Here is a 12,868-nt window from a genome sequence, read left to right on the forward strand (position 1 = left end):
AGTGATGACCAAACAACGTTCTATCCGGATTTGGAAGAAAACAGCAGCAGGGGAATAAAATCGCGGTCGATATCTTAAGTATCAATTGAGCTTCTGTCTTTATCCTGCTGCTTTTTATCTTAAGTTATTTTTTTAACTAAAATACTCCTTTACTTTTCGCAAGGCAAACTTACCATTGAGCGGTTTGTTTGAGCTCTTTTTATGATTTGGCTCGGCGGCGAAGCCGCCGAGCCAAATCATAAAAAAGCGAGTAGCGAAAGCGGGAAAAAGCTTCAAATAAAAATGAATGCTGCTTTTCAATCCATCAATCAGCTACAAAAAAGCTCTTAGAATTTATATTCTACCATAAAAGTACCTCTCATTCCCAAAGCATTGGTGAAATCGGCATCTCTTGCTGCCCACCAGGCAATTGCTGGCTGATAGTTTTTGTTGAATACGTTTTCAATACCCAAAGATACCTTCCAGTTTTTATTAACTTCGTAGCTCGATTTAAAGTTGAAAACTGTGTATTTAGGAACTCTTCCTTCGCCATACACAAAAGTACCTTTGGCATTCGGATCAAATCTGTTTTGTGAAAAAGAGTGAAGCATGTCTAAACCTATGGATAAAGACGCTGTAGGTCTTGCCTGAATATAAGCCAATACTTTCGGAGCAGAAATTCTGCTGTTGTTGATCTTTGCGGAATAATCGCCGTCGTCTTTCAGAGAGGTAATCCCTTCCATCCAACTGTAGCTTCCTCCGAAGTTGATCCATTTTACGGGAGTGAAGTGTAAGAAACCTTCCACACCGTATACAATTTCGGGCGCTCTTTGGATGGTCAATGCTCTGTCCGGACTTTGAATAAATGTAGCTCCTAATTTTGAAGTGCTCACGTAAGAAGTAATTTCATAATTCACCCATTTTGCAATCTGTCCGGTAGCTCCGAATTCGTAATTGTTGACAATAATTGGTTTGGTTTCAAGGTTCTGAATGGTTTCAGAGGTTGAGGTTCTCAGAATTCTTCCTAATTCGTTGATCGAGTAGGCCTGTGAGAAACTTCCGAAAAGATTGATATAATTTTCGATATTGTAACGTACGCCAATGTTTCCTACAAATGCATTATATTTTAAATCTCCGCCTTTTACGAAAATACTCTGCGTGAAAGTTCCGTCGCTTTTTACGGTGGAAAGGGTGTTGAAATCACTCACTTTCACTTTCATATTTTCATATCGAATTCCTCCTTTTACGGTTAGTTTTTTAAACAAATCAATTTTTACCAAGGCAAAAGGGGCAATGTTCGTCATGTTCATATCCGGAGTCCAGTAACGGCCGTCTTCAAGCTTCTGAGCAGTTTGATCGTTCAGCACATCCAATCCATAGATGATTTCTGCCTGAGAATTCTGAGCATTCCAAAGCTGAGTATCTAAATTTACCCTTGCACCGCCTTTTTTGGAAACGACATTCGACTGACCTCCATTCAGAAAAGTATCGCTATATCCGTAAACGGTTCTGAAATCCTGATAATAAAGATTAACATTTAAAGCTGTTCCGCTCCAAAGGTTTTTGTTGTCGTAGCTTAGTTTGTAGTTGTGGTTTCGTGGCGTTCCCTGCGGTGTGGTTTCCAGGCCTTTGCCTAAACCTTCACCAATGGTCGGGTTGATACCGTATTTTCCAGTTTTTAAACCTAAATTCAGATCAGATTTTGAAGCATAGCCAATATAGGAAGCCTCAATTCTTTGATTATCATTGAGATTATAGCCTAACTTCAGCATTCCGTTGTAGTTATCCATTTTTGAAGTGCTGTACGTAGGGCTTAAATATGTTCCGTCTGCATCTTTCATATACCCTGTTCTTTCATAAGCGAAAGACGCTACATAATCGAATTTTTTAGCAAAACTTCCCGATAAAAGCTGGCTGGCTCTGTATCCTAACGTTCCGCCATAAGGCTGCCCGGTGATTCCTACCTGAGTAATCCCCGAGATTTTTTTATCGGATTTGTTTCTTCTTGTAATATAATTAATGATCCCTCCATCGGCACCGTTTCCGTAGATGGATGAGGCTCCTTTGATGACCTCAATTCTTTCAATGACAGTAGGATCAATCACTCTTAAATCTCTTGCGCCGTTTCGAAGTGGGGTAGATTGTGGAATTCCATCGATAAGCACCAAAACCTGACGACCTCTCAATGTTTGCCCGGTGTTTGATGTTTGCCCTGAGCTTGTTGCTAAACTGGGAACCGTATATTGAAGAATACTTGTGATGTCGGAATTCACAGTTAGCTGAGCCTGTACCTGCTTTTCGCCAACAATGGTGACAGAACTTGGAATTTCCTTGATGTTTTCCTTTTTTCTGGAAGCGGTAAGAATTACTTCTTCAACACTTTTGGTCTGTAAAGTATCTTTAACCTGAGCAAAAACAGTAACTGTACCCAGACAAGCGACTGATAAAAGAGCCTTTTTCATTATATTTTTTTCTTTCCTTTTTTTTGTTTTCCCCACCAGACTAGAAATCCGGTTACGGGGAGTGATGTGCAGATTAATCCTGCTAAAAACCAGATGATTTTACCGAATAAGCCAAAATAAGATCCTGTGTGGATGTCATAGTTGGCAAGTGCGTATTTTTCGGCGTTATTTAAGCTTTTATGAGCTTTATTTGATAATAGTTTCCCTGAATATTTATCGAAGGAAACCTGACTTCTGTGGCTGTGTCTTCCTTCTTTTTCATAAACGGTAACAGGAATATTTTTTAATTCTTTTCCTTTTTTATTTTTTCCGTTTAATGGAATTCTGAAGCTTGATGATTCGGGATATTGTTTTTTGATTTCTAAAGCGGTCAGGTCATAAACCGAAGGATTTTTCGCCAATAGAGAATCTGGAGATTTGATTTCTTTATCTTTTGGGAGATCAACAGAACCAGATAAGGCAACGTTAAACACATTTTTCACCCATGGATAAGCGAAATAAATTCCTGAAAGGCTCATAATTAAAGCAATAAATGAAGCATAAAACCCGAGAATATTATGAAGATCGTAGTTTTTACGTTTCCAGGTTTTTACATTTTTCCAGTCGAAGGTAAGACGGCTTTTTCTTGCTTTTTTATTGATGGGCCACCAAAGAACAATACCTGTAATCAGCAAGATGATAAAAAGAACCACCGGAATTCCGACCACATATTTTCCCCAGTCTGCTTTTAACAATAAACTCCAGTGAATGGATTTCAGGATAGGGAAGAGATCATATTTTTCGTTGTAAATACCTAAAATTTCCCCGGTGTACTGATTAACATAAACCGCTTTGTAGATTTTAATTTCCTGAAAGTAATTCCAGCCTTTTTTGTCTCTTTCTAGATAGACAAATTCATAAGATTTGTTTTTATCCAAAGGAATTTCTACAGTGCTGATGGGAAATTTTTCATTGACTTCCAGAGAAATTTTCTCCTTCAAAACTTCAATGGCTAATGGCTGTTGTGTGATGGTTTCAGGTTTTACCCAGATCGCCTCTTTTCGGAGCGCGCCCTGTATTTCATCCATAAAAACATACATTGTGCCCGTTAAAGACACAATAAACACAATAAGACCAACGGATAAACCAAACCACAAATGCAGTTTGGCAGACCATCTTTTTGTCAGAGAAGGTTTCTTCTTATGATGATGCTTTTTCTTCATATTGAAAAGCTAACCTTTTGGGGAGGTTAGCTTTTAATTATTTAAAATTTATATCCTATTGAAAGTCTGAAGTTTCTTGGAGCTTCTGCTTGGTAATAGTAGTAGCTTCCGTATGGAGAACCAGAGTATAAATATCTGTTGAATACATTAAATACATTCAGACCTACTCGGAATTTTGTATTTTCCCAAGAAGCACCTGCATCGAATTTTACATAATCACCCATATTTTGTTGAGTTCCGGCATTTGCCCAGTTCCAGCTGCTTCTACCTGCAAGATAGGTACCCCCAAAGCTTAATCCAAAACCTTCCAGGATATTATCTGTAAAGGTATAATTTAGCCATCCGTTTGCTGTGTGTTTAGCGTATCCCGGAACTTTCATTCCTACAGGGTTATGGGTAGGGTCGTTAGATTCTGTAACTTTATTTTCGGTGAATGCATAGTTGAAGATGGCATTGAATCCTCGCGTGATTTCTCCTTTTAGATCAAATTCAACTCCCTGAACTCTTGTTTTTCCTAATAAGATTGAATAAGGTTCCCCCGGCGAGTTGTTAGGGTCACTAACGGTAGCATTGTTTTTAATGATATTATATGCAGAGAAAGTAGTATTCCATTTTCCTCCGAACCAATCTTTTTTCACGCCAATTTCCATATTGTTTCCGGTAATTGGCTTTACTGTGGTTCCGTCTCTGAAAACAGCGGCCTGAGGTACAAATGACTGATCATATAAACCATAAACTGAGAAATTTTCGTCAATAGAATAGCTAATTCCAATACGAGGCGTTATTTTGTCTGCTTCAGATTTAGTTCCATAGTTTACTTCTTTCACATTCGTGTAACGGGCTGCTACTGTTAGTCTCAATGCATCATCAAAGAATCCTAACTCATCCTGTAAATACAGACCGGTATAATTCTGTTCGATTGAGCTTCCTAATCCTGCTCTTACGGAAAGAGGAGTACTTTTATCGAATGGTTTATAAGCGGTTGTATTATTTGGACCATAATATGCACCCGTTCCATTGATGTCATAATTGTTAGTATTTAAATTATACCAATAACTATAATCAGGAACCGTATTTCCTGGATCTGTAGCTGTTGCAGGTCTATAATCTCCGTTAGCATTAAATTTATCCAGATTGTATCCCTGAGACCAGTCTGCCATATACTTTTTGCTTCCCAAGTCAAGTCCGGCAAGGATTTTATGAGAAACAATACCTGTTTTTACCGAACCATTTAGAAAAACCTGACCAAATTTCATTGTATTGTCTCCCTCCCAATATCCTAAACGACGAATCATGTAATTTCCTACGAAATTGCTTGGCCAAAGGTTACTTCCCATTGTATATTCGTTCACATACGTTAATTGAGAAGTCAATTTCCAGTTTTCGTTGAATTTATGCTGTAAATTGATGTTTACAGTATTGTTGTCTACTTTTGTAGGGTCAATGCTTGGATCTGTTTGCGTGTAGCTTTGAGGTCTCGTTGCATATCCGTCATAACTGAAAACATACGCAGAACCTACTTCAGACATTTTAGCCTTTTGGTAAATATATTCTGCGGTTAAGGTTGTATTATCGCTAAGATTTACTTTCAATGATGGATTAATGATATATCTGTCATTGAATTCATAGTCTCTGAAGCTGTTTCTGTTCTGAGCCATTAAATTCAGTCTGAAAGCTACTTTATCTGTGATTTTAGAATCAATATCTGCCTCACCTCTGTACATATTGTAACTTCCCAACGTTACTCTCGCAGTACCGTTTAAGGACTGTCCTGTCGGTTTTTTTGTTACGATATTGTAAATACCACTTGGCTCCCCGTTTGACATTAAGAAGCCTGATGGTCCTTTAATGAATTCGATATGATCTACGAAAGACATATCTTCACTTAGAGGTCCCCAGTTAGAGGTAACGTTTACTCCGTTCATGAAAGCGGCTGCTCTGGATCCTCGCATGTTTACTCTCGTATACATATCTCCCCAGTGCTCCAGTCTCTGAGCTCCAGCAACGTTTCTCAAAACACCGTCGCTCAAAGTGGTTACCTGCTGATCTTCTAATGCCCTTGCGGTAATAATAGAAATATTTTGAGGTATTTTAATTAAAGCTTCGTCAAGACGCATAGAAGAAGAACCTTCTTTTTCTACATATTTTTTGTAATATTTCCCGCTGACAACAACTTCTTCAATATTAGAAGATTTTACAGTGTCTTTTTCTTGAGCAAAAGACAGAACGGTTGTAAGCAAAGCAGCACCAATGATAATTTTCTTCATGGGAGATAAGAGATATATTTAATTTTTAGAATTTATAAGCAATGGTTCCTAAGAAATTGGCCAGTTTTTGTGGGTTCGCTGTAGAATATCCTGTCCAGTAATGTTCATTGGTGAAGTTATCCACTTTAACCCCGATTCTGAATTTTTTGGCATCGTAAAACGCATTGGCATTCAAAACGAAATATTTTGGTAAAATGAAATCTCCTGTTACATTATTATCACTCGCATAGTTTCCTCCAAATCCGAAACCAAGGCCTTTTATTTTTCCATCAACAAATTGATATGCCAGGTTGAAATTCGCATTCCAGAAAGAACCTGCTGTTGTTGGTCTTAAACCTGTACCTTCATCCACTGTGTCGTTGTAAGCTAAACCTCCGACTAAAGAGAAACCTTTTACCAAGTATGCATTCACTTCCAACTCGAAACCTTTACTCAATGTAGAAGCCGCTTGCTTTTGAACTGAAACAAAATTTGGAGCATATTCTCCGGTATAAAGTAATTGGTTTTTCACTTTAATATTATAGTAAGAAACCGTTGCATTGAATCTGTTGTTGAATAAACTGGCTTTTAAACCTCCTTCAAACTGATTTCCTCTTTCAGCATCTGATAAAGTAGTATTTCCGGCTGTATCAGAAGTATAATATCCGTTTGATTTGAATGAATTTTGGTAGTTTCCGAAAACTGAGAATTTATCTTTTACAATTTCATAAACAATACCTGCTTTTGGGGAAAATGCAGACTGGTTGAATGCTTTCTCTGCGTTTGGTCCAGCCATTCCTCCCAAGAAATCGTTATTTTCATAACGAAGCCCAGCCATAATGTGCAAGTTCGCAATAGGAGTAAATAAGTTTGAAATATATCCAGAGTATGTATTTTGATCTCTTAAATAATCCCAAGTTGAAAACTTGTTTGTATCCGCATATAGTGCAGACAAAGCAGCGGCATTCATTCCTGAATAATCTGCTCCTGAAGCTGCTACAGTATCAAAATCACCGTTGAGATATTTGTATTTTAATCTTTCGGTTGTTCTCATGTAATCAAAACCAACAACTGTTTTGTTTTTCATTCCGTTGGAGAAATCATAATTGAAGTTGAAGTTTTGTTGTACTTGAAACCAAGATTTTTTACTGCCGTTTGTAGATTGGTCGGCTCTATTCACCATATATTGTCCTCCTACATAAGAAACGGAAAAATATGGATTGTAACCGTCTGAATAAGAATCAGAGTTATTAACGTAAGTATTTGAAGTAATATTATTGTTAATTTTCCACTTCACATTTCCGAAAACATTAGAATTTCTTGCCGTCATGTACAAATCATTTCCGGTGTAAGATTCTTTATAATTCAAGCCTGCCGCTTTTTCCAAATCTTTCATATTATCAATTCCGTTCAATGTTTTCGGAGAGAGATAAAAGAAGTATGGGTTTGCCGTTACACGGTTGTCGAACAATTCATAATCAACATTCAACTGAACTTTGTCAGAAACATTCCAAGTCAAGCTCGGTGCGAATGTAGTGTATTGATTTTTAGCATCTGTTTTTGTGAAGTTTCCTTCGTTGGTATATGCTGTATTGATACGGAAAAGTAAGTCTTTTGTAATCGGAGCATTCACATCCGCCGTTGCTCTGTATGTATTATAACTTCCTGCAGAAGCCGAAACTGCACCAAAGAAATTTTGCTGAGGTTTTTTAGTTACTCTGTTGATAAGCCCACCGTAAGAAGCTACGTTGCTTCCGTAAAGTGTACCGACAGGGCCTTTTAAGAATTCCAATGTTTCGACGTTGATGGCATCAATTGTAGATGTAACGGGAGCCACGACACCATTTCTCGTAGATGCCTGAGAAGGAAAACCTCTCAATACAAAGAACGAACCACCATCTCCGGCTCTTCCTGTCGGGTTCCACATTTTCTGCAAACCGGTTACGTTTCTATAAGCATCATCCACGGTAAAAATGTTTTCATTTTCTAAAATCCCTTTATCGATAGAAGAATACACTTGTGGATTTTCAATGAATTTCACCGGCATTTTGTTGGAAGATTCTGTATCAAGTTTTTTCACCATTCTATTGATGATCACTTCTTCTATATTTTTAGAATTTACAGTATCCTTTTTTTCCTGAGCAAAAGTTAGCATGGAACCCAACAAAGAGGCGCAGATCAGTACATTTTTCATGAAAGTCAAATTTTCTGCAAATATATTGTTTTTAATTATTCTAAATTAATAAGAGGATTGATATTTGTCATGTAAATGTTATACATAGAATAACAAAAAACCGCTCCAAGTAGTATTGGAGCGGTTTTGTATGGTTTAAATTAATCTAAAACTTATGCAGGAATTTCTCCTTTGTATAAGAATGAAATAATTTCTTTGTTTAATTTGTCGATCATTTCACTAAATAAGTGGAAAGATTCTTGTTTGTAAATCACCAACGGATCTTTCTGTTCGTAAACAGCACCTTGAGAAGATCTTCTTAAATCGTCCATTTCACGAAGGTGAAGTTTCCAGTTTTCGTCGATGATAGAAAGAGTGATATTCTTTTCAAAATCATTAATTAAACTTTCGCACTGCGTTTCGTAAGCTTCTTTAAGATCTGCCACGATAGTCATTGTTTTATGACCGTCTGTGAAAGGAACCTGAATCATTTTGAACATTGAACCTTGATTTTGATAAACATTCTCAATAATAGGGAATGATTTCTCTTTCAATAAGTTCAGCTTCATATTGTAATCTTCCTGAGCAGCTTTAAATAAAATATTCGTTAAATCCTGAACATTTTTATTATTAAAGTCGTTTTGAGAAACAGGAGATTCCATTGTGAAAGTCTTGATGATCTCGTACTCAAAATCTTTATAATTTCCTGTAGCTTTTCCTTTCGCAACGATAGAATTAGCAACATCAAAGATCATGTTTGTAATATCATACTTCAAGTGATCTCCGAACAAAGCGTTCTTTCTTCTCTTGTAGATTACGTCACGTTGCTTGTTCATTACGTCATCATATTCAAGAAGTCTTTTTCTTGTTCCGAAGTTGTTTTCTTCTACTTTTTTCTGAGCTCTTTCGATAGATTTAGAGATCATAGAATGCTGAATTACTTCACCATCTTTATGCCCCATTCTGTCCATCATTTTAGCAATTCTTTCAGAACCGAATAAACGCATCAAGTTATCTTCCAAAGACACATAGAACTGAGAACTTCCCGGATCTCCCTGACGTCCCGCTCTACCTCTCAACTGTCTGTCAACACGTCTTGAATCGTGTCTTTCTGTTCCGATAATTGCTAAACCTCCCGCTTCTTTTACTGCTTTAGAAAGCTTAATATCGGTACCACGACCTGCCATGTTCGTAGCGATGGTTACAACTCCAGGCTGACCTGCTCCTGCAACGATTTCCGCTTCCTTCTTGTGAAGTTTAGCGTTAAGAACCTGGTGCTGGATTTTTCTTAATTGAAGAGCTTTTGATAATAATTGAGAAATTTCAACTGAAGTTGTACCTACTAGAACAGGTCTTCCTGCAGCCGTTAATTTTTCAATCTCTTCAATTACAGCGTTATATTTTTCTCTATTGGTTTTGAAAACCAAATCTTGTCTGTCATGTCTTAAAATCGGACGGTTGGTAGGAATTACCACAACGTCTAATTTATAGATTTCCCAAAGCTCACCCGCTTCCGTCTCTGCAGTACCTGTCATCCCCGCAAGCTTGTTGTACATACGGAAATAGTTCTGTAGAGTAACCGTTGCAAAAGTCTGGGTTGCCGCTTCAATTTTTACGTTTTCTTTCGCTTCGATCGCTTGGTGAAGACCGTCAGAATAACGTCTTCCTTCCATGATACGACCTGTTTGCTCATCAACGATTTTTACTTCACCGTCAATTACTACATATTCATCATCTTTTTCGAATAATGTATATGCTTTCAACAATTGACTCATCGTGTGAACTCTTTCAGATTTTTCAGCAAAATCAGAGAAAAGTCTTTCTTTAGCTTCGAATTCTTCTTCTTTAGTTAAATTTTTAGCTTCAAGTTCTGCGATTTCAGTTCCGATATCAGGAAGTACGAAAAAGTTGTTGTCTTCATTTCCTTGAGACATATATTCAACACCTTTGTCCGTTAAATCAACCTGATTATTCTTCTCTTCGATAACGAAGTAAAGATCTTTATCTACGATCGGCATATCACGGTTGTTATCCTGCATATATTGGGCTTCAACTTTCTGAAGCAATGCTCGGTTTCCGCTTTCCGATAAGAATTTAATTAATTGTCTGTTTTTAGGAAGACCTCTGTAAGCCTGAAGCAATTTGAATCCTCCTTCTTTTGTGTTTCCTGCAGCGATTAATTTTTTCGCTTCATTAAAGATGGCAGAAACTGTTTTTTTCTGAACTTCAACGATTCTGTCGATAGAAGGTTTTAGAACATCAAATTCCTGTCTGTCTCCTTGTGGAACCGGACCAGAAATAATCAAAGGTGTTCTTGCATCATCTACCAAAACAGAGTCAACCTCATCCACGATCGCAAAGTTTAATTCTCTTTGTACCAGTTCTGAAGGTGAAGTTACCATGTTATCTCTCAAATAATCGAAACCAAATTCGTTATTTGTACCATAAGTAATGTCTGAATTGTATGCTTTTCTTCTTCCGTCTGAGTTCGGCTGGTGATTATCGATACAATCGATGCTCATCCCGTGGAATTGATATAATGGACCCATCCACGCCGAGTCTCTTTTTGCAAGATAGTCGTTCACCGTTACCACGTGAACCCCTCTTGCAGGAAGTGCATTTAAGAAAATTGGCAATGTTCCTACCAAAGTTTTACCTTCCCCGGTTGCCATCTCAGCAATTTTTCCGCTGTGAAGAATAATACCTCCGATAAACTGAACATCATAATGCACCATATCCCAGTTTACTGGTGTTCCGGCAGCATCCCATGAGTTTTTCCAAACAGCTTGATCCCCCTGAATTTCTACGAAATCTTTTCCTGCAGCCGCCAATTGTCTGTCCCAATCGCTTGCCTTAATACGGATTTCGCCATTCTGAGCCCATCTTCTTGCTGTTTCTTTTACTAAAGCAAATACTTCAGGAAGAATTTGAAGGAGTACTTTTTCTTCGATTTCGTAAGACTCTTTTTTAAGCCCCTCGATTTTTGTGAAAAGAGCTTCTTTTTCGTCTACGTTCTTAGAATTTTTTATCTGCTCCTGGATCTGTTCTATTTGAGCTGTGATTTTGCTGGTAGCAGATTTAATATTTTCTTTAAACTCAGCAGTTTTTTCTCTTAAACCATCGTCAGACAATTGCTGAATTCCCGGTTCAACAGCTTTGATTTTTGTTACAACTTTTTTTACTTCTTTTAGGTCCTGCGCTTTTTTGTCTCCCAAAAACCCTTTTAGAACTTTGTTTAAAAAACTCATAAATTTTTTGCTTTATGCTTAAAGGAATATCCTGTAAGCGTTTTTACTAACACTTATCGTGTAAAAATAGATATTTAAAAAAGGGCAAAAAAGCTCTAAGCAAGGCCTAAAGCTTAATGCTTTTAATTAATATTCGTCTTCGTTCCAAAGATAATCTTCGTCCGTAGGATAGTCACTCCAGATTTCGTCGATTGCATCATAGATTTCCCCTTCATCTTCAATCGCCTGAAGATTTTCTACCACTTCCATTGGTGCACCAGTTCTGATTGCATAGTCGATAAGTTCAGACTTTGTCATTGGCCAAGGTGCGTCACTTAAGTAAGAAGCTAATTCTAATGTCCAGTACATAATTTTCTAATTTTTTGCAAAAGTATAAAAATAGCTTATATTATATGCTTTTTTATACCTGATTTTCAATTCTTTTTATTAATTTTTGTTCATCATACGCTACAGGAAGCATTATTACTGTGCTGTAGACATACTCGATGTCATTTTCTCAAAAACCATTCCACAAATTTTTTTATGCCATTTTGGAAGTTGGTGTCAGGTTTGTAGCCAATTAATGTCTTAGCTCTGGTAATATCGGCATTGGTTTTCAGGACATCTCCGGGTTGCATTGGCAGATTTTTTCTGATGGCAGATTTTCCCAGTGCATTTTCTATTGTTGAAAGCATTTCATTTAAATTAATCACTTGGCTTTCGCCCAGGTTAATGATTTCATAAACATCTGAATTATTTTCTAAATAGTGAACAGACTTTGTAATTCCATCAATAATATCATCAACATAGGTATAATCTCTGGCCGTTGTTCCGTCGCCGTAGAAAGGGACTTCTTGGTTTTCTGAGATTAATTTGGTGAATTTATGAATAGCCAGATCCGGTCTTTGTCTCGGACCATAAACCGTGAAGAACCTCAACTGGATCATATCAATTTTATATAAATCATGATACACATGACCTAAAATTTCACCACATTTTTTAGTAGCGGCATATGGTGAAATAGGATTGTCAACATTATCTGTTTCGGCAAAAGGTACTTTTTCGTTGTTGCCATAAACACTTGAAGATGATGCGCAAACGAATTTTTTAATACCAAAATCTTTAGATAATTCCCAAAGATTCATCGTTCCTCGAACATTTACCTCTTCATATTCCAAAGGTCTTTCAATGGAAGGTCGAACGCCGGCAAGCGCTGCAAGGTGAATAATTAAATCAATCTTATGGTTTTTAAAAATCTCTTCCAAGCCTTTCTTATCACGGATGTCCTGATAATACAAGGTGTAATTCTCTGATTTTGAAATTGAAATCAGCTGTCGGATGTCATTTTCTTTATCAGAAAACGTAAAATCCGAATTTTTCCCGATTGATTCTAAAGTATTCTTAATTTTTATCTGATAACTATAGAAATCATCAAAATTGTCAATGTTTATGACAGAATGTCCTTTTTTTAATAATTGTTCTACCAAGTGAGAACCAATAAATCCGCTTCCTCCTGTTACAAGATAAATCATTCGTGATTTTTTAGTGGTACAAAAATATACATTTACTTTTTGAAAAT

At 37.0% G+C, this 12,868-nt stretch carries 7 protein-coding genes; all 7 read right to left on the reverse strand.

Features of this window, described 5'->3' with window-relative positions:
- Positions 1 to 326: 326 nt before the first annotated feature.
- The 7 genes from ABEG63_RS20905 to ABEG63_RS20935 all read right to left on the reverse strand — a co-directional run bounded on the left by ABEG63_RS20905 (position 327) and on the right by ABEG63_RS20935 (position 12,821).
- The gene (locus tag ABEG63_RS20905) at positions 327 to 2,441 is read right to left on the reverse strand and encodes a TonB-dependent receptor (RefSeq protein ID WP_346587353.1); all 2,115 of its coding nucleotides are present in this window, start codon (positions 2,439 to 2,441) and stop codon (positions 327 to 329) included.
- Entirely contained in the window at positions 2,441 to 3,643 is a 1,203-nt protein-coding gene (locus tag ABEG63_RS20910; protein ID WP_346587354.1) for a PepSY-associated TM helix domain-containing protein, read from the reverse strand. Before ABEG63_RS20910 ends, ABEG63_RS20905 begins: the two co-directional genes overlap by 1 nt.
- A gap of 41 nt (positions 3,644 to 3,684) precedes the next feature.
- Entirely contained in the window at positions 3,685 to 5,910 is a 2,226-nt protein-coding gene (locus tag ABEG63_RS20915; protein ID WP_346587356.1) for a TonB-dependent siderophore receptor, read from the reverse strand.
- 25 nt (positions 5,911 to 5,935) lie between these two features.
- Positions 5,936 to 8,083 carry a TonB-dependent receptor gene (locus tag ABEG63_RS20920; RefSeq protein ID WP_346587358.1) on the reverse strand — a complete coding sequence of 716 codons (2,148 nt, stop codon included), beginning with the start codon at positions 8,081 to 8,083 and terminating at the stop codon, positions 5,936 to 5,938.
- Positions 8,084 to 8,235: 152 nt separating this feature from the next.
- Positions 8,236 to 11,310, reverse strand: a complete 3,075-nt coding sequence (secA, locus tag ABEG63_RS20925) for a preprotein translocase subunit SecA (RefSeq protein WP_346587360.1) — start codon at positions 11,308 to 11,310, stop codon at positions 8,236 to 8,238.
- 126 nt (positions 11,311 to 11,436) lie between these two features.
- Entirely contained in the window at positions 11,437 to 11,658 is a 222-nt protein-coding gene (locus ABEG63_RS20930) for a DUF2795 domain-containing protein (RefSeq protein WP_047399050.1), read from the reverse strand.
- Positions 11,659 to 11,798: 140 nt separating this feature from the next.
- Complete coding sequence (locus ABEG63_RS20935; protein WP_312390499.1) at positions 11,799 to 12,821, reverse strand: GDP-mannose 4,6-dehydratase; 1,023 nt, start codon at positions 12,819 to 12,821, stop codon at positions 11,799 to 11,801.
- Positions 12,822 to 12,868 lie beyond the last annotated feature (47 nt).

Source organism: Chryseobacterium sp. C39-AII1 (assembly GCF_039672645.1).
Classification (GTDB): domain Bacteria; phylum Bacteroidota; class Bacteroidia; order Flavobacteriales; family Weeksellaceae; genus Chryseobacterium.

Excerpts from the sequence above, each read along its gene's own strand:
- ABEG63_RS20915 (WP_346587356.1), bottom strand. The coding sequence starts at position 5,910 with ATGAAGAAAATTATCATTGGTGCTGCTTTGCTTACAACCGTTCTGTCT.
- secA (WP_346587360.1), bottom strand. The coding sequence starts at position 11,310 with ATGAGTTTTTTAAACAAAGTTCTAAAAGGGTTTTTGGGAGACAAAAAA.
- ABEG63_RS20935 (WP_312390499.1), bottom strand. The coding sequence starts at position 12,821 with ATGATTTATCTTGTAACAGGAGGAAGCGGATTTATTGGTTCTCACTTG.
- ABEG63_RS20920 (WP_346587358.1), bottom strand. The coding sequence starts at position 8,083 with ATGAAAAATGTACTGATCTGCGCCTCTTTGTTGGGTTCCATGCTAACT.
- ABEG63_RS20905 (WP_346587353.1), bottom strand. The coding sequence starts at position 2,441 with ATGAAAAAGGCTCTTTTATCAGTCGCTTGTCTGGGTACAGTTACTGTT.
- ABEG63_RS20910 (WP_346587354.1), bottom strand. The coding sequence starts at position 3,643 with ATGAAGAAAAAGCATCATCATAAGAAGAAACCTTCTCTGACAAAAAGA.
- ABEG63_RS20930 (WP_047399050.1), bottom strand. The coding sequence starts at position 11,658 with ATGTACTGGACATTAGAATTAGCTTCTTACTTAAGTGACGCACCTTGG.